Source organism: Nostoc sp. GT001 (genome assembly GCF_030382115.1).
GTDB lineage: Bacteria > Cyanobacteriota > Cyanobacteriia > Cyanobacteriales > Nostocaceae > Nostoc.
Genome location: NZ_JAUDRJ010000003.1, coordinates 179,218 through 198,718 on the forward strand (window position 1 = coordinate 179,218; position 19,501 = coordinate 198,718).

General features: G+C 41.2%; 14 protein-coding genes. 11 read left to right on the forward strand and 3 right to left on the reverse strand.

From position 1 onward, the window contains the following. Window positions 1-302: 302 nt before the first annotated feature. From QUD05_RS03400 to QUD05_RS03415, 4 genes are all read left to right on the forward strand, one after another. Entirely contained in the window at window positions 303-1,697 is a 1,395-nt protein-coding gene (locus QUD05_RS03400) for an IS4 family transposase (RefSeq protein WP_289794868.1), read from the forward strand. Between the two features lie 284 nt (window positions 1,698-1,981). Then, on the forward strand, window positions 1,982-2,371 hold the full coding sequence (locus QUD05_RS03405; RefSeq protein WP_289794869.1) for an agenet domain-containing protein: 390 nt from the start codon (window positions 1,982-1,984) through the stop codon (window positions 2,369-2,371). Between the two features lie 160 nt (window positions 2,372-2,531). Beyond that, window positions 2,532-2,984, forward strand: coding sequence for a hypothetical protein (locus QUD05_RS03410; RefSeq protein ID WP_289794870.1), 453 nt, complete (start codon window positions 2,532-2,534; stop codon window positions 2,982-2,984). Between the two features lie 4 nt (window positions 2,985-2,988). Then, complete coding sequence (locus QUD05_RS03415; RefSeq protein WP_289794871.1) at window positions 2,989-5,361, forward strand: tetratricopeptide repeat protein; 2,373 nt, start codon at window positions 2,989-2,991, stop codon at window positions 5,359-5,361. A 472-nt stretch (window positions 5,362-5,833) separates the two neighbouring features. Here the strand turns inward: QUD05_RS03415 and QUD05_RS03420 are convergent, their stop codons facing one another. Continuing rightward, window positions 5,834-6,223: a type II toxin-antitoxin system VapC family toxin gene (locus QUD05_RS03420; protein WP_289794872.1), complete on the reverse strand. Its 390-nt coding sequence runs from the start codon at window positions 6,221-6,223 to the stop codon at window positions 5,834-5,836. Continuing rightward, complete coding sequence (locus tag QUD05_RS03425) at window positions 6,210-6,455, reverse strand: AbrB/MazE/SpoVT family DNA-binding domain-containing protein (protein WP_289794873.1); 246 nt, start codon at window positions 6,453-6,455, stop codon at window positions 6,210-6,212. The genes QUD05_RS03420 and QUD05_RS03425 overlap by 14 nt, the downstream gene beginning before the upstream one ends. A gap of 110 nt (window positions 6,456-6,565) precedes the next feature. Between QUD05_RS03425 and QUD05_RS03430 the strand changes: the two genes are divergently transcribed. The 6 genes from QUD05_RS03430 (at window position 6,566) to QUD05_RS03455 (ending at window position 15,414) form a co-directional block, all read left to right on the forward strand. Then, window positions 6,566-7,135: a Uma2 family endonuclease gene (locus tag QUD05_RS03430; RefSeq protein WP_289794874.1), complete on the forward strand. Its 570-nt coding sequence runs from the start codon at window positions 6,566-6,568 to the stop codon at window positions 7,133-7,135. A gap of 119 nt (window positions 7,136-7,254) precedes the next feature. Further along, window positions 7,255-9,096, forward strand: coding sequence for an aspartate kinase (locus QUD05_RS03435; RefSeq protein ID WP_289794875.1), 1,842 nt, complete (start codon window positions 7,255-7,257; stop codon window positions 9,094-9,096). Between the two features lie 367 nt (window positions 9,097-9,463). Beyond that, window positions 9,464-11,524 (forward strand): tetratricopeptide repeat protein, encoded by a 2,061-nt coding sequence (locus tag QUD05_RS03440; protein ID WP_289794876.1) that lies wholly within the window; start codon window positions 9,464-9,466, stop codon window positions 11,522-11,524. A 375-nt stretch (window positions 11,525-11,899) separates the two neighbouring features. Beyond that, the gene (locus tag QUD05_RS03445) at window positions 11,900-12,880 is read left to right on the forward strand and encodes a magnesium transporter CorA family protein (protein WP_289794877.1); all 981 of its coding nucleotides are present in this window, start codon (window positions 11,900-11,902) and stop codon (window positions 12,878-12,880) included. 147 nt (window positions 12,881-13,027) lie between these two features. Then, window positions 13,028-14,530, forward strand: a complete 1,503-nt coding sequence (locus tag QUD05_RS03450; RefSeq protein WP_289794878.1) for an acyl-CoA synthetase — start codon at window positions 13,028-13,030, stop codon at window positions 14,528-14,530. Between the two features lie 203 nt (window positions 14,531-14,733). Further along, entirely contained in the window at window positions 14,734-15,414 is a 681-nt protein-coding gene (locus QUD05_RS03455) for a hypothetical protein (RefSeq protein WP_289794879.1), read from the forward strand. Between the two features lie 179 nt (window positions 15,415-15,593). On the opposite strand, the gene QUD05_RS03460 is transcribed toward QUD05_RS03455, so the two are convergent. Further along, on the reverse strand, window positions 15,594-17,024 hold the full coding sequence (locus QUD05_RS03460) for an IS110 family RNA-guided transposase (protein WP_289794880.1): 1,431 nt from the start codon (window positions 17,022-17,024) through the stop codon (window positions 15,594-15,596). A gap of 725 nt (window positions 17,025-17,749) precedes the next feature. Between QUD05_RS03460 and QUD05_RS03465 the strand changes: the two genes are divergently transcribed. Continuing rightward, window positions 17,750-19,228, forward strand: coding sequence for an amidase (locus QUD05_RS03465; RefSeq protein ID WP_289794881.1), 1,479 nt, complete (start codon window positions 17,750-17,752; stop codon window positions 19,226-19,228). Window positions 19,229-19,501 lie beyond the last annotated feature (273 nt).

Below are 19,501 nucleotides of genomic sequence, written 5' to 3' on the forward strand. Positions count from 1 at the left end.
GATCTAAGAACTTAAAGTAAGGGACTTCCAAATAAAAAAATATCCCAAATTTTCTTGTAGGATGGGCATCTTGCCCGTCCTAATATTGGGGACGGGCAAGATGCCCATCCCACAAAATGGATAATTTATTTCTTGGAAAGCCCTAAGAGGATGTTTGAAAAGTTTTTTTCTCGGTAACAAAATGTTCTAGATCCCCCTAAATCCCCCTTAAAAAGGGGGACTTTTATTCCGATTCCCCCCTTAAAAAGCTTGTCATTACCAACATCTTTTAAAGTGAGGTAGGGATGTAATAGAGTCAGAGTATGAAGTTGAAAAATTTCACAGACCTCAATGCTTGGGCAGTTGAGCAATGGGGAGATGCCGAATTAGGGGATACTCGTCGTACGCAAAGAGCGATCGCTATCGGTGCAGCCATAGCTGCCAACCCGCAAGGGAGTTTACCAGATATGATGCAAGGCTGGAATGAAATTCGTGCTGCGTACCGATTATTTGCGGAAGACGATGTAACTCATAAGGCATTAATTCAACCTCACATCACGGAGACGAAACAAAGCGCAACTGAAATAAAATCCAATGTTGTTTTATTCATCCAAGACACAACAGAACTAGATTATACTCATCATCGGCAAGTTAAGGGATTAGGGCATATTGGAGATGGCAAAGGTAGAGGAATGATGCTACACACGTGTTTAGCAGTAGTACCGTTACCTTTGAATCCACAAATTTTGGGATTGGCAGGACAAATACCTTGGCTGCGTAGTCAAAAAAAGGACAATGACAACACGTTGGTGGAAGCGCTACCAGAACTATTGAGAACAGATGGTGAAGGGGAAATTTGGGCAGAGATGGTGGAATCCATCGGCACTGCACCAACACCACAAACTGGGTCAATTTGGGTAAGTGTCGGAGACAGGGGGAGTGATATTTTTTCTTACCTTCGACGAGCCAAAGCTTTGTACTGGCACTGCTTAGTACGAGTCACTCAAAACCGAGTGATTACTAAACCTGATGCCACCAAAGGGTATCTCAAGGCATTTGCTCGTTCTTTACAACCAATGGCGGAGAAAACTGTTGTTTTGCGTGGGCGCAACGGAGAACCCAAACGTCAAGTTAACTTACAAGTAGCTTGGTCTCAATTGACAATTCAACCCCCAGCAATTGGCTGTGAAAGAAAACAACAGCTAATAGATGGTTGGTGTATTCGTTGTTGGGAACCAGAAGGAGATTTAGAATGGATTCTATTTACCACTGTTGCTGTAAATGCTCGTGAGGATGCCCTCATGCAACTAGATTGGTATGCTACACGTTGGTTAATTGAAGAGTATCATAAGTGTCTCAAAACTGGTTGTGCTGTAGAAAAACGTCAATTGGAGTCAGCTTCATCACTGGTAAGGTTACTTGGCTTTTTTGCTATAGTTTCAGTCAGATTATTACAGTTACGCCAACTTAGTCGCAGCAATTCCCAACTGAAGGCACACGAGTACATACCTACAATTATGTTAAAAGTCTTAGTTGCTCGTCTTGGGTTGACAAATTGTGAGTTGACTTTGGGTGAATTCTTTTTAGCGATCGCTCGTTTGGGTGGTTTTCTTGGCCGCAAATCCGATGGTCTACCTGGTTGGCAGACCTTATGGCGAGGCTGGTTGCGATTACAGGATATGTGTTGGGCTGCTGATTTTATCACCCAGTCAGTTTAAAAGATGTTGGTAATGACAAGGCTTTTTAAGGGGGGCTAGGGGGGATCAGTTAGTGCCTCAAATCACAGCCAACCACTTTTCAAACAGCCTCTAAGTAAAGTCAATAACTACTGCTAATTTAAAACGCGATATCTTCACAAATAGCCGTGAAAATTCCTAATTTTTGCTGAGGCGATCGCTAAACAAATCCCACAAAAATAGTAACAGTTAGTTGCAAATTTTGAAGTAGATTTACAGAAATCATCATCAAAATTTGGTTTTACTGTTTGAGCAGAGAAATAATCATGAAAAACAAAGTATTGTTTGGTGCTATATTCATGGCAACTTGGGTAGGAACATTAATTCCCAGTGCTTTTGCTGCTTCACCTTGTTCTGTGGGACAAAAGGCTGAGGTTCTTTGGAAAGAAAAATGGTATCCAGCAACGGTACTTCAGGTTAATGATGAGAAGTGCTATATTACCTATGATGGTTATGATAGTTCCTGGAATGAATGGGTTGGCACTGCACGCTTTCGGGCATCATTTCAAGCTGGAGATGCAGTGAGAATTTTGTGGAAGGGTAAATGGTATCCAGGGCAGGTTTTAGAAGTTAGTAACGATCTTTATAAAATTACTTATGATGGCTACGATAGCTCTTGGGATGAGTGGGTTGAACCTGCAAGAGTAAGCAGATAGAGAATATTTCACTTTTATAAGTTTCAAGGGACGATTTCACCTGTTGGAGTCGTCCCTTTAATTTGTTTTATAGTTTATTCTGTTATTTGCTCTTCATTAGGTGTTTAGAGGCTGTTAAACTGAGAACCATAAGTAAAATCTCGTATACTTTGGCAAAGTTATGGAGCCAGTATCACTGACAGCAGGTGCGATCGCAACTTTGGTAATCATCAAAGCCTTTGAAAAAACTGGGGAAATCATCGGCGAAAAGGCTTGGAGCGAAGGCGAAAAGTTGTTAGTTCTGTTGAAACGCAAGGAACCTAGCACGGCAAAGGTTATTGAACAGGCTAAAACACAACCTTTAGATTATGGTCAAGCTTATCTTATTGGGCAACAGGTAGAGGAAGCGGCGAAAAAAGATCCTGAAATTGCTCAAGCTGTCGAAGCTGTAGCCAATGAGGCACAAACGCAGATTAATCAAATAGTTATAAAAGGAATTCTGGTAAAAGGCAAGGCTAAAGTCGGCAATATAAATTTGTCAGCCACAAGAGACGGTTCAGTGAATCAAGAAGCGGTGGTTGATTCTGAATTTGGTGGCGATCTTGAGCTTGGTAATGTGGACATGAAAGCCTAAAATCATGAGCAAAAATCACAGCCCAGAAGAAATTTTACAGAGCATTCTCCGAAATGTTCAAGTAGGCGGCAATCTGACTACAGGCGATATTACCCAAATCCTGAATTTACTGGTTATTATTCAACAGCCAGACGTTTTCAAACCAAAGGAAATTCCTCAAAATATTCCTCGTGGTAGCATAGTCAAGTTTGTCGGACGTGCTGAGACTTTAGTGAGTCTGCACGAAAGGCTACAACACAGTTCTCAAGTGGTGATTGCTGCTATTGAGGGTATGGGAGGAGTCGGAAAAACAGAGTTAGCAACTCAGTATGCACTGATTCACCTGCTACTCAACACTTACCCTGGTGGTATCTGTTGGTTACGCGCTAGAGATGAAGATATTGGGCTTCAGATATTGCAGTTTGCTATAGCTAAGTTAGGACTAAAACCACCAGAAGATTGGGATTTACCACAGCAAGTTGATTTCTGTTGGTCACGCTGGCACGATGGGAATGTGTTGGTAGTGCTAGATGATGTCAACGATTACCCCAAGGTAGAACAATATTTACCACCACAATCACCCCGGTTTAAGCTGCTAATTACCACCAGATTACAGTTAGATTTTTCCCAGTCATTTACTCTAGATGTTTTAAGTGAGTCCGCAGCACTGGAACTTTTACAAGAGTGGGTGGGAGCAGAAAAAGTCACACGGGAATTAGAAGATGCCAAAGAAATTTGTCAGCGTTTAGGTTGTTTGCCTTTAGCGCTGAATTTGGTGGGGAGGTATGTGAAAAAGCGGAAAATCTCTTTAGCAGAAATGTTGCGGCGGTTAGAAGAAAAAAAGTTAACTCATGAAGCTTTAGCACGGGATGAAAGAGACCGCACTTGGACGCTGAATGTCAAATGGGGTGTTGCTGCTGCTTTTGAGTTAAGTTGGGAAGAATTAAATGATGATGCCAAGGAGTTAGGTGTTTTACTGAGTTTATTTGCTTTAGCTCCTATTCCCTGGAAACTGGTAGAAAGTGTAGAAACGGGGAAAGATGCTGAACAGTTGGAAGATAGCAGAGTTGAGTTAGAGAGTTTGCATCTGCTTCAAGGTGAGGACAGCTACCAACTACATCAACTCATTCGGGAATTTTTTCAACTCAAGCAGGCTGAGTTCAATCAAGTAGAGGAATTAAAGCGATCGCTTTGTCGGGTAATAGCAGCTGTTGCCAAAGAAATTCCTGAAGCCCCAACGCTTCAGCAAATTACCTATGTCACCCCTGCCATACCTCATCTAGCAGAAGTAGCAAACAATCTCATCCAATACATCAGCGATAAAGATTTAATTGGGGCATTCACCAGTAACGCTCGATTTTATGATGGTCAGGGATTGTATGACAAAGCAGCACCCTGGTATGAGCAGTGTCTAGAAGTTACCAAAAAACGTCTGGGAGAAGAACATCCTGATGTTGCCGCTAGCCTCAACAATCTAGCGGTACTCTACTACTCTCAAGGAAAATACAGCGAAGCCGAACCATTATACCTGCAAGCTTTAGAACTAAGGCGACGCCTGCTAGGTAAGGAACATCCTGATGTTGCAGAAAGCCTCAACAATCTAGCGGTACTATACTACTCCCAAGGAAAATACAGTGAAGCTGAACCCCTGTTCCTGCAAGCTTTGGAACTAAGGCGACGCCTCCTAGGAGAGCAACACCAGGATGTTGCTGAAACTTTCAACAACCTGGCAGTATTCTACCGTTCCCAAGGAAGATATAGCGAAGCCGAATCCCTGTACCTGCAAGCTTTAGAACTAAGGCGACGCCTGCTGGGAGAAGAACATCCTCTTGTTGCACTCAGCCTCAACAACCTAGCGAGACTCTACAACTCCCAAGGCAGATACAGCGAAGCCGAACCCATGTACATCCAAGCTTTGGCACTTTGGCGTCAGTTACTAGGAGAAGAACATCCAGATGTCGCCACTGGCCTTAACAACCTAGCAGGACTCTATCGTGACCAAGGCAGATATAGAGAAGCCGAACCCCTGTACATCGAAACTTTGGCACTCAGACGGTTGCTGCTGGGAGAAGAACATCCATTTGTTGCCGCTAGCCTCAACAACCTAGCAGGACTCTACTACTCCCAAGGCAGATACAGCGAAGCCGAACCCTTATACCTGCAAGCTTTGGCACTCAGGCGGTTGCTACTGAGAGAAGAACATCCAGATGTTGCAGAAAGCCTTAACAACCTAGCGGCACTCTACCGTGATCAAGGCAGATACAGCGAAGCTGAACCCTTGTACCTGCAAGCTTTGGATATTTTTGAGCGACAGTTAGGGATAAATCATCCAAATGCTGTTACTGTTCGTGGAAGTTTAGCAAATCTTCGCGATCGCCTCCCCCAAAATCCAGAATAAGCTAGTTTTGTGCAAAGCATACCGTGATAAAACTGAAAAGTGCGATCGCGTTCGTGTACTGTTCCGAATGAAAGGTATCGCCTAGACTGAAATTTATATTGAATTAAGTAAAAATGCCTGATTACTTATGCAAAAGCAGCTTTTTCTTTCTCAAAAGCAGCTTTTAATCTCGCATTTTAGTGTTTTCCACAAACAAAAGTAGCTTTTTCTTCTTCAAAAGCAGCTTTTAATTTCGCATTTTAGTGTTTTACGCAAACAAAAGTAGCTTTTTCTTTCTCATTTTAGTGTTTTACGCAAGCAAAAGCAGCTTTTTCTTTCTTGAACCCCAGTTTGCTTACTCATTAGAGTAATTTACGCATTCATCTTGGTATATCTTGAGCCAAAAGCTGCGTAGGCGTAGCCCGCACTTCGACATGTTTCGACTCCGTTCACCAGCCGCTCAGTGACCATCGGAGACATCGCTACATAACCATTACTCAAATAAATCAAATCCCTTTTCGCTTCTCAACTTTCTGTCAAAAGTCACTGTTGAACTACAACCAGAATGTTGAGCAATTGCCCCAATTAAATAATCAGAAAAATCTGCACTTCCCTGCTTAAATCTTTGTAATGCTTGATAAACTAAAGAACGATTTTCTAACTCAAATACCGAACATTGCAGCATTAATTCTATAGTGTTACTAATTTCTTCTCTGCTAAATTGATAAGGATTACCTCGTAAAACCCAAACCAATTCACAAATCACTATATTAGCAACAAAACATTGCTCTCCCCCTTCGATAATTTCAGCAGCTTGCTCCCACTGCTTTTCATTATCTTTTGTCAAGTAGCGTACTAAAATATTTGTATCAAGTCCAATCACTTGAGCCTTCTTTAATTGCAGCTTCCATTTCTTCTAAAGTTGCGCTTTTCATTCCCGGGCGGTGTAAAATCCCTGATAAACTTTGGATAGAAATATTCAAGGGAATTAATTTAACTATTCCATTTTCATCAATGACAAAATCAACTTTACTACCTGTATCAAGGTTAAGATAATCCCTAATTTCTTTAGGAATAGTTACTTGCCCTTTAGTAGTGATGGTCGCACTAGCCATTATCCAGGTTCCTTACATAAGTTCCTTACCTGATTATAAAGTCTACTACGCCTACTAACGCATCGCCACAAATAAATCGGCACAATAAAACACAATAAAACCTTTAAAATATGATAGCCTCGCCCCAACAAAACTACGTCACCGTTGAAGAATACCTCCAAATGGAGGAACAGAGCGATATCAAGCATGAATATATAGACGGCTATATTTACGCAATGGCTGGAGCGCTAGATCCACACGTTACCATTGCTCTGAACCTGGCATCTCTCCTCCGTAATCATGTGCGAGGCTCTGATTGTCGTGTTTACATCGCTGACATGAAAGCCAGAATTGAATCTTTGAATCGCTTTTATTATCCCGATGTGATGGTTACTTGCGATCCACGCGATCGAGAAACGACAGGTTATAAAAGATTTCCCTGTTTAATTGTGGAAGTTTTATCTAATTCTACCGAAGCTTTTGATCGGGGGGATAAATTCGCTGATTATCAAACACTGGAAAGTCTGCAAGAGTATGTTTTAATTAATACAAAACGTCAGCGAGTTGAGTGTTTTCGACGCAATGAACAAGGGTTATGGGTTTTACAATCTTACACATCAGAGCATCAATCATTTCGACTCAATAGCGTGGATTTTGAGGAAACAATGGCAACACTTTACGAAGATGTAGTTTTTGAATAATCAATTATTATAGGGCATTCGACGCAATATTTAGTAAACTATATAACTGATAAGCCTTGAAGGCTTCCTAACTAGGCGGAAGCGTTGATGAAAACAGGCACAATTGATTAAAAAAAGTTATGGCGCTCATAGTTCAGAAATACGGTGGTACATCTGTCGGTTCAGTGGAACGCATTCAAGCTGTCGCACAGCGTGTTTATAAAACTGTCCAAGCTGGAAACTCTCTGGTAGTAGTGGTTTCGGCTATGGGCAAAACCACCGATGGACTCGTCAAACTAGCTAATGAAATTTCTCCAAATCCTAACCGCCGGGAAATGGATATGTTGCTTTCTACTGGCGAACAAGTAACCATTGCCTTACTCAGCATGGCTTTGCAGGAACTCGGACAACCCGCAATTTCCATGACTGGCGCTCAGGTAGGAATTGTTACCGAAGCTGAACACAGCCGCGCTCGGATTTTGCATATTGAAACTACTCGCCTCAGTCGCCACATAAATGAAGGTAAAGTAGTTGTAGTAGCTGGCTTTCAAGGCACATCCAGCGTCGGAGAGATGGAAATTACGACTTTGGGGCGTGGTGGTTCCGACACTTCAGCAGTGGCGATCGCAGCCGCATTAAAAGCGAATTTTTGCGAAATTTATACAGATGTTCCAGGTATTCTCACTACAGATCCCCGCTTGGTTGCTGAAGCCCAGTTGATGGATGCCATCACCTGCGATGAAATGTTGGAATTAGCTAGCTTGGGCGCAAAAGTGCTGCATCCCCGTGCTGTGGAAATTGCCCGTAACTATGGTGTTCCCCTGGTAGTTAGGTCTAGCTGGACGGATCAACCAGGTACTTGGGTGACATCAGCCAAACCCCAAGGGCGATCGCTAATCAATCTAGAAATTGCCCGTCCAGTGGATGCTGTAGAATTTGACACTGACCAAGCAAAGGTCGCTTTGTTGCGCGTTCCCGACAAACCAGGTGTTGCAGCTAGGTTATTTGGCGAAATTTCTCGGCAAAAAGTAGACGTAGATTTAATTATTCAATCCGTTCATGAAGGTAACAGTAATGACATTGCTTTTACTGTCACCACACCAATATTAAAACGAGCAGAAGCAGTAGCAACAGCGATCGCCCCAGCACTGAGAAGTCAATCTAACCCCAAGTTGGAAGAAGCCGAGGTAATGGTAGAACATAACATTGCCAAAGTTAGCATCGCAGGCGCAGGAATGATTGGCCGTCCTGGTGTCGCGGCAAAGATGTTTGCCACATTAGCTGAAGCTGGCGTGAATATCCAAATGATTTCCACCAGCGAAGTGAAAGTAAGTTGCGTAGTCAATGCCACAGAATGCGATCGCGCCGTCTTAGCACTCCGTAACGCCTTTGAAATTGAGACAGGGGAGCAGGGAGCAGGGAGCAGGGGAGAATTCCTCACTCCTAACTCCTCACTCCTAACTCCTCACTCCCCACCTCCCGTTCGTGGTGTCGCTCTCGATATGAATCAAGCGCGTCTTGCTATTCGCCAATTGCCAGATCGTCCAGGGATGGCGGCAAAGTTGTTTGGATTATTAGCGCAACATAATATTAGTGTTGATATGATTATCCAATCTCAGCGTTGCCGGGTGATTGATGGTGTTCCCAGACGAGATATTGCTTTTACAGTCTCACGGATCGATGGGGAAAATGCCAAAAAAATGCTTACTCAAGTAGCGGCAGAGTTAGGATGGGGTGAAGTTGTTTTAGATAGTGCGATCGCTAAAGTAAGTATTGTTGGTGCAGGGATGGTAGGACAACCAGGTATTGCCGCTAAAATGTTTGAAGCTTTAGCCCAACAAGAAATCAATATTCAAATGATTGCCACCTCAGAAATTAAAATTAGTTGTGTTGTGGCGCAAGAGCAAGGTGTTAAAGCTTTGCAAGCCATTCATGCAGCCTTTGAACTGGCTGGTAGCGAGAAATTTGTCGTACCAGCGTAAAACCTGAATCCAATCCCCTCACCCTAAATCCCTCTCCCAAGCTTGCTACGGTGTACACACAAGTCCTAAAAACCTAGCTTGATAAGACTTTCCTCGTTCCCAGTCTCCGGCTGGGAATGCATTCATTGAGTCTCTGACTCAATATATGATTGGAGGCAGAGCCTCCACGAGGAGCATTCCCATGTAGAACATGGGAACGAGGTAAACGAGATAAACGAGATAAACGAGATAAATATACACGCCGTAGCAGCTCGACGCATCGCTCTCATTTGAAGTTGCTTAATAAATAAATATTTATATTTTAAAATCAGTAATAATAACACGTAAGCTATAATCGAACAATTTATTAGACTATAATTTTATATTGATGAATAGTCATTTACTAGATGGACATTATCAAATACTAAAAGTTCTCAATGATGGGGAAAAAGAGAAAACCTATCTAGTTGAAGATGTTAATCTTAATGGTGAAGAATTTATAGTAAAGCAATTATCTCTTCCGAATAGCAATCCTCAAGCTTTAACAATCCTACGTCGCTTGTTTGACAGTAAGGCAGCAACTTTAGAAAAACTCGGACAAGAACACGATAAAATTCAAAAGCTCATTGGTTCTTTTGAAGAAAATGAAGAATTTTATCTAGTCCAAGAATTCATACCTGGTAATCCTTTAACTGACGAAATTATCCAGGGACAACTTCTCAAGGAAGACCAAGTAATTAGTCTTTTGTCAGAGATATTAGAAACTTTGGTTATTGTACATAGCTATGGCATAATTCATCGGAATATTACACCAGCAAATATTATTCGCCGGGAATCAGATAAAAAGTTAGTTTTGATTAATTTGGGTACTTTTAATGAAGCGATCGCTAATACTGTTGAAAATTCCGAGTATATGCCGATAGAGCAAATTAACGGCAATCTCAAATACAACAGTGATATATATGCTTTAGGTCTTGTTGCGATCGCAGCACTGAAAGGTTTACCTGCAAAGGAAATATCTAATTTACAAAGTCAGAAAAATAAGCTGACAGGTGAAATAGTTTGGCGCGATAAAAATCTCAAAGTTAACAGAAAATTAGCAAAAATTATTAATAAAATGGTGCGTTTTGACTACCGTAAGCGCTACCAGTATGCAACGGAAGTCTTAGACGACCTGAAAAAGTTAATAAATGTTGATGACGATCGACAAAAACAGCATCAGAAAAAATTATTACTAGTTTTAGCAGGGATAGCTGGCTGTATTACCCTTAGTGTTGCAGCTTGGCAATTTAGATTGCCAAAACTTGTAAGTAATGCTCAAAAGACATTATATCAAGAGGGTGTAAATAAATATGAGTTAGGAAACTATGAAGGAGCAGTTGAAGATTTCAATCAAGCTATTAAATTAGATCCGCAAAATGCTTTAGCCTATAATAGGCGGGGTGATGCTTATTATCGATTAGGAGACTACGAGCAAGCACAAGCAGACTCTAGCCAAGCTATTGTGCTTAATCCTCAAGATGCTAATGCCTATTTTGACCGAGGATTTGCTTTTTCGGCGTTAGGCAAATACAAAGAAGCGATCGCAGATTATACTCAAGCAATTAAGTTAAATTCTAAAGATGCTTATGCTTACTATGGAAGAGGATTAGCTCGTGCTCAATCGAAGGATAATAAAGGTGCAATTGAAGATTTTAGCAAAGCGATCGCTCTTAAACCCCAGTATACTGAAGCCTACTTGCAACGAGGTATTCTTCGCCGTCGCGTCAAACAAAGACTTGAAGCAATCCAAGATTTTGATAAAGTAATTAAGATTAATCCTAGTGATGCTAAAGCTTATTATCAAAGGGGTTTAACTCATTCTATTAATAAACAAAAATCTGAAGCAATTAAAGATTACACAGATGCAATCAACATCAATCCAAAATATATAGAAGCTTATCTGAATCGTGGTGATATTTACAGCGATCTGGGAAATAAAGTAGAAGCGACTGAAGATTACAACACTATTTTACAGATCGATCCTAAATTCATTGCAGCTTATATTCACAGAGGGATTCACCGCTTTTCTTTTGGAGATTATAAAGGCGCGATTGAAGATTACACCGCAGCGCTAAAACTAGATACTAATAATGTAGCAGCTTATAACAACCGTGGTAACGCTTATCTGGAAATGGGAAATAAAAAAGCTGCAAATCAAGATTATTCACGAGCGATCGCAATTAATGCTAACAATGCCTTAGCCTATTATAACCGGGGCGTGATTCGCACCAAGCAGAAAAATAAACTGGGTGCGATCGCAGACTTCAAAAAAGCTGCAAAACTCTTCCAACAGCAAGGGGAACAAGATAGTTATCAAGATGCACGGCGGGAAATTGCAATTCTGCAAAATAATTCAGCGCCAGCGCCAACTACGCGCCCTAAATCTGGGAAAATAGAAAAAAATTGAGTTACCACTCAATATAGTGTTGACTATCAACAGTCAAAACTCTTAGAGGATGTCTGAAAACTTTCTGGTGTTGTATTCGAGACTTGTAGATCCCCCTAAATCCCCCTTAAAAAGGGGGACTTTGATTCTATTTCCCCCCTTTTTAAGGGGGGCTAGGGGGGATCAAGCGAAATATTGAATACTTCTCAGATATCCTCTTAGAGAGTGATTGTGCTATTTAAATGTGTTTTATTTTACAAATTTACGACTATTACTTTATCAAGCTAGTTTTGATGGTTTGTAGTAAGCACTTTAGTGCTTATAAAACAAGGACTAAAGTCCTGATTAATTTCCATGAGTCACAGCATCTTATTACGACTCAACTAGGATTGCTATATGCTAATTCTCCTGACTTTTTATCCAGATAACCTGGAAATATTTACTCATAGAGATGTCGATACGGTACTGAAAAGAATTGATGGTTCTCACAATATTTGGTTGCGTTGTGTTCACTTCCGCGATCGCACTGGAACAGCTAGAATTATCAAGCACTTTGGACTCAATCCATCTCGTGTCAACATGATTTTCAACCATTCCCCTGTAGGAATTGATGAAGACGTAGAAGATTGTTTATTTGATAGCTATGAAATTCTAAGTTCTCAAATAAAAAATAATGAGTTTGAGGTTGTGCGTGGTAACATTGTAGTTGGAAATAATTTTATCATAACTTTTGAAATCACAGAACTAAAAATTTTAACTATTTTAGCTAATAATCTCCAAAAACGAACTCTAGATATTCAACAATTGGGAATCGACTATCTTTTTTATCTCATATTTAAAGATATTTTGAATAATTACGAAACTGTATTTACCTATATTTCTAGAAAACTTGATGATTTAGAAGATGAAGTTTTAGACAATTCTGGTGATGAATCAACGTACCAAAAAATTGCCACAATGAGGCAATCTACTCGTTCTGGACGCCGGAATTTTCAAAGTATCAAGTTACTTATGGCTATTATGGATAATGAAGATTTCCAATGGATCGGCCAGCCAGTAAAAGAGTTATTCAATCAAGAATTGGTTCATCACGTTGATAAACTATGGCAAGAATATCAAGCTCTAAGAGCCTGGATGTCAGAATTAATGGAAATTCAACGCGATAATATTGCTAGCAAAACAGGCGAACGAATTAATCGCCTGACTATCCTTTCAAGTATATTTTTACCAATCACTTTTCTGTCTGGTTTCTATGGGATGAATTTCAAATATATGCCGGAATTAGAACAACCTTGGGCTTACCCTGTGGTGATCTGTATGATGGCATTAATTGTGATTGGCAGTATTGCCTATGCTAAAAAACAACGTTGGTTGTAGTATCTATAAAGTTATGAATAAAAAGATCCCCGACTTCTTTAAGAAGTCGGGGATCTGAGTCTGTCAGTGTAAAGGAAATCAAATAGGATTACTATTATATATATTTTCAGTAAGTAAACTCAATCAACCTTAAATCGGTAAACAAACATGAATCTAGCATTAATTATTCGTGCTGAAGAACATAACAAAAAAACAGCAATTGTGACAACGGATGGAGCATTTACCTATCAGGATTTGCTACACACTTCCAGTCAAATAGCAACAAGTCTTCTTCAAAACACAGAAGATTTACAAGAGCAGCGAGTTGCCTTTCTCATTCCGCCTGGGTTTGAGTATGTAGCCACTCAATGGGGAATTTGGCGGGCTGGTGGCATAGCTGTACCTCTGTGTGTTTCCCATCCACGCCCAGAATTGGAGTATGTAATTACTAATTCTGGAGCATCGATTATTATTGCTCATCCCAATTTTGAGGATATACTGCGTAGTTTACCGCCGCAGGCATCGCTAGCCCAAGAAGACAATTTGAGATTTATCCTCACCTCAGAAACGCTTCCACATAATATTAGTCGCCTCCCAGAAATAGATATCACTAGACGCGCCTTAATTCTCTACACTAGTGGTACAACAGGTAAACCAAAAGGTGTAGTTACAACCCATCAAAATATTCAAGCGCAAGTGACTAGCTTAAACACCGCTTGGGAATGGACATCGAATGATCGCATTTTACATATCCTGCCACTACATCATATTCATGGGATTATTAACGTACTAACTTGTGCTTTATGGGTTGGGGCGGAGTGCCATATATTGAGCAAATTTGATGCAGAAACCGTTTGGAACCGAATTTGTGACGGTGACTTAACCTTATTTATGGCAGTACCAACAATTTATGTGAAACTAATTGCGGCTTGGGAAACTGCCTCTAAGGAACGCCAAAAAATCATGTCAGAAGGCTGTGCTAAAATGCGCCTGATGGTTTCTGGTTCGGCAGCGTTACCAGTTCAAGTTTTAGAAAAGTGGCAAACCATCAGCGGCCATTTTCTGCTTGAGCGCTATGGTATGACTGAAATCGGCATGGCGTTATCAAACCCTTTACATGGTGAGCGGTTGTCTGGATATGTTGGTAAACCTCTACCTCAAGTTGAAGTGAGATTAGTAGATGAGAACGGAGAGTTAGTTCCAGGCGAAACACCAGGAGAGATCCAAGTTAAAGGCCTCGGAGTGTTTCTCGAATATTGGCGAAACCCCGAAGCAACTGCCAAAGCCTTCCAAGATGGCTGGTTCCGTACTGGAGATACCGCCGTAATCGAGAATGGGAACTACCGAATTCTGGGACGGATGAGTGTGGATATCATCAAAACTGGAGGGTATAAAGTTTCCGCTTTAGAAATTGAAGAAGTGCTAAGAACCCATCCAGATATTCAGGAATGTGCAGTGGTTGGGGTTGCCGATTTAGAATGGGGTGAACGGGTTTGTGCTGCATTAGTATTGCAAGGTTCACAACCTTTAACATTACAAGCTTTCAGGAGTTGGGCAAAAGAGCGATTGGCTGTTTATAAAGTGCCAACTCAAATTTTAATAGTTGAAGAATTACCGCGCAACGCGATGGGGAAAGTTACTAAGCCGACGGTGGTTGAGCTATTTTGCTGATAGCGATCATTAACGCCCAATTAGACATGGAGTTTTAAAGCTTGTAAGTCTTTAAAATTAAGTGAATACCCAGTAGCTAAGATTGTTCCGGAATGTAATATTGTCGGTAGGTATTTAGTATCCAAGCCATCACATTGAAGGCAAAGTAATGCTTTAAAGTTGATAATAGTGTCAGGAATTCATTCAATACGGTTTGTAGTTAGATGGAATTTATAACTAACGTCATGTTTTATCTATCTCTACCGAATATCGTTTTGCCAAAGATAGAAGCCAAAGACTTTATAGCAGCTACGTCCCTTTTAATTTCACTTTTTACTGCTTATTGGAATATTTGGCGTGGTGCAAAGTTCGTTAGTCCTCCACTAAGATGGATAACTTTTGGGCGTTTACCAAATCACACCTTACTTATCAATTTTCCGATTGCGATTATAAACATTGGTAGTCGAACTGGAGTGATTGATGCTTTTTACATTGAACTTACAAACCTTTCAAATCATAAGATTGAAAGGTTTTATGCTTGGAGGCAAAGCATCCTTTTTGGTCAGCAATTTAATTACAATCAGGTAGAAATACCTGAGATTATATCTCTTAAGCCTGGTGAAAGTGCTGTTAAATACTACGTTTTCCATCCTGATACTTTAGATTTTATGTATGAGTGTGGACTCCACAAAATTTCTTTATATGCTTATGTTAATCCTTCTCAAAAACCTGTCAAACTCTACGAGCAAAAGCTAGACATTGATAGCGTTTTAAGCCCAAGCTCATTGCCAAATGAAATATCTCTGTTGTTTAGTTATAATCTTATCCCTATCAAAATCCTGAAAGTATCGAATTACGGAGTTGAACCATCGGTGACGTCTATGATACAGATAGCAAAGGGGTAGTCATGCGTGGTCAAAGACTACGTTGAGCTAGATGCTTGTTAGGCTTACAGCACTTCCGTTAGCTATGAGGTACATCCTCAAATCTGAAAGCTTTGATAGGAGAGGACAAGAAGAAAAACTGTATTGCATAATAGCCGAAAGCGCTGTATCCCTCTCTGAAGAAACACTTTGCGTAAAGCTTATGTAGCAAGGGTAGGAGAGGATAGAGTATTTTGCTGCTCTGGAGAAATTGGGACAATTTCAAGACCAAGAGCATGAGCTTTGTTCCTGAGATTTTTGAGAATCAGTTCCTGATATTTTTGCTCATAGTAGTCCATACCAGGGTCGGTATATTGCCCAGCAGTCGCCCACATTTGGTAAAACAAGCGTGCCAATTTATGGGCAGTAGCGGTGATGGCTTTTGGAGCACCCAAGCGCGATCGTAAACGCCTGTAAAAAGCACCCAAAGCAGAACGGCTTTGAGTTAGAGAAAAAGCAGCCATCCGAAAAGCCGAAGCTGCACGATTAACAACTCGACGAGTCTGAGAACTTTTGACTTTACCACCAGTAATTTTTTGACCAGGGCATAAACCCAACCATGAGGTAAAGTGCTTAACAGTGGGAAATCGTTTGGGGTCTAATCCAACTTCTGAGAAAATGGTTTGCACAGTCAAAACATCAAGGCCATCAATCAGGGTAAAATCTACGCCAGAAATGTGATAAAGATATTTACGTAAATCAAAATTGGGATTATTGCCTACGGGTTTTTTTCTGCGTTTTCGCTTGCTGGGAGGTGGTTCATCCTGTACTTTAATTTCAAACGTATTTAAACATTTTTCAATTTCTTTATCTATGGCAGCTATCTGTTGTTGATAAACCTCATAAAGGGTTAACTCTTGATTGAGGACAAACAAATGTTCTGGACGATAGTCTCCAGTTAGGGCTTTAGCAATGTCTGTTTTACTACTTTTAATTCTAGGGTCTTTGAGGGCAGCTAACTTTTGTGGGTCTCGTTCACTAGCGACAATTGCCTTAATAATTGTCATTCCAGTTAAACCACTAATATCGCTAATCACTTGATGTAAATGTAGATTCATTTGAATCAGTGCTTTTTGCATTCTTTGCAAATGAGTTCCAGCACTTTTAATCAAGCATTCTCTTTGGCGAATATAACTACGTAAGATACAAACTTGATCTTCTGGGCGGAAAGAGCCAGACAATAGCCCATAGGTGTGTAACTGTTGTAACCATTGACAGTCTTTGACATCTGTTTTACGTCCTGGCACTGTTTTCAAATGGTGAGCATTTACCAGTTTGACCTCAAACCCTCTGGTTTCCAAAATTTGGAACACCGGAATCCAATATACTCCTGTTGCCTCCATTGCTACAGATGTTACGCCACATTGACTCAACCAATCAGCCATTGCCATCAAATCTGGGGTAAAACATCCAAATCGCCGCACATTTTTCTCGTCTCTCAGAGGCGGAACACACACCCAATGTTCTGCACTACCCAAGTCAATTCCTGCCGCATTCTCATTTATTTGCGCTAAATGTGAAGCATTAGATGACTCTAGCCTTTGTTCTTGACCACTAAATGGATTTTGATCTTGGTTTATTGGCAATTTCATCTTGGCACCCCAGTTTGATCATTCCAATATGTCCTGACCTGGGTTGGTTATATGTAGATAATCTCTGAAACGGGATAGGAAAATTTTCCTTCACCAATGCCATAACCATTCAACCCAGAACCATGCTTTCAATCAGGCTTTTTTTAATACACTATTGTGGGTACGGTTTTAACTGTCAGGATACTTATAAATGTATCTGGTATTTCGCCCATGCGCCCATGCTTATTGTTTCTTTCATCCATAACGGGCGGAAAACGCCGCCAGTGCGGTGCTTTCAAGAAACAGAAATGTTTCTTTACATCCATTGGGAATGTGATCGCTTTCCTTGGGCGCTTCTGTCACTCTCCGAAAACATTTACCTTTTCTATAATCTAGAGCTTTTGTATAGCGAGCGATTGCGCGATTATTTTCTAATAACAAATACAAGTCCTATTTTTTTCTAATAGTATAGCTTGTATTGATTGCCTCATGAGGCTTCTAGCGATCGCCCTCCCGGAGAGTGACAGAAAAGGGGTATAAATCTGAATAAGTGTACAAAAAATTTTCTTGCTCTCTTTGAAGAGAAAGATTATAAAAACTATTCTTTCGGAAGGAAGCTGAACAGCATTAGTTCGCCTAAAGCTTGTGTTTAGGTAGTTTTACGGGTGTTTACACCCAGCGTTTTTACTTTTTCTCCTATATTTTTATCAAGCCTTAGAATCTGACAAATGACGTGAAATCAACCTATGAGTGACTTAGTTTTTTTACCCGCTCATCAACTTGCTCAGATGATTCGCGATCGCCAAGTCTCTGCTGTCGAAGTGTTCGATGCTTACCTGGCGCAGATTTATAAACACAACTCAAAACTGAATGCAATTTGCACCTTAGACGAAGACAATGCTCGTACTAAAGCAAAGCTTGCAGATGAAGCCCTAGCTAGAGGAGAACACTGGGGCGCTCTGCACGGTGTCCCAATCACAATCAAAGACATTTTTGAAACAGTAGGACTACGTACCACAGCAGGTTACATTCCTCTTAAAGACTACATTCCTCAACAGGATGCCACCGTTGTTGCCAGACTGCGGAAAGCAGGAGCCGTTATCCTGGGAAAAACCAACATGGCAGAACTGGCTGGTGATTTTCAAAGTACAAATTCTCTGTTTCCACGGGTAAATAATCCCTGGAATCTTGACTATACAGCAGGTGGCAGTTCTGGAGGTAGTGCTGCTGCTGTTGCAGCCGGACTTTCAGCATTAGATATAGGTAACGATATTGCAGGTTCCGTGCGCCAACCTGCAACTTTCTGCGGCGTGTATGGCTTAAAGCCAACAGATCGCCGTATTTCTACCGCCGGAAATATCCCTGAAGTACCGGGAATGCCGCTATGCTTGCGACAAATGTTGACTATTGGCTGTTTTGGGCGATCGCTCGAAGACATTCGCCTTTGTTTCTCGCTGATCGCGGGTGCGGATTTGCGTCGCCCAGATGTGCCACCGATTCCCCTTGATACTCCATCAGGCAAGTCTTTGCAGGATCTTAAAATTGCTTGGATTGATGAATGGGTGGAAGTTCCCGTTGCTGCCCAAATTCGAGCCGCAATACAGACAGTCGTGCAAAAACTCGCTCAAACAGGTACTTATATTGAACGCTGGGTTCCCAAAGATTTCGATTTATCGACAGTGTGGAACCTCTGCGGACGGATGGAAGCATACATCAACAACTACGCCCAACCCAAGGATCGCTACAATGTGCTACGCAGCTTAGAATTACTTTTTCGCACGGCAACTCAAGGCGACAAAAAATTGCGAAAATTGGGAAATTTCAGCAGCTTTCTGCCAGAAATTTTTAATCCCAGCTTAAGAGGATATTTCGAGACACTCACCGAGCGCGATCGCTTCATTGCCCAAATCGATGAAGCTTTAGAACCGTGGGATATATGGCTCACTCCTGTGACAGCAACTCCTGCATTTACCCATTGTCCGGCTTGGAACGCCATTGATATTGAGGGTAAATCCTATCCTCATGCGGTGGCAAACGGAGCTTACACTATGCCATTTAATCTCAGTGGTCATCCGGCGGTGGTGATTCCTATAGGGCAAACTCATAATGGTTTACCGATTGGAATCCAAATTATTGGCAAACGATGGCGCGAGATGGAGTTGCTAGCGATCGCTCAAGAACTTGACAAAGTGGTTGGTGATTTCCGGCATCCATTGGGGTATTGAAGAATGGCAGCAATTAAACTTCACCGTTATACCCTTTGTACACCCTACGAACTAATGGGAATGAGTACGCCGAAATAACAAATGGGTACTCCGAAATAACAAATGAGTACGCCGAAATAACAAATGGGTACTCCGAAATAACAAATGAGTACGCCGAAATAACAAATGGGTACGCCGAAATAACAAATGGGTACTCCGAAATAACAAATGGGTACGCCGAAATAACAAATGGGTACTCCGAAATAACAAATGGGTACTCCGAAATAACAACTG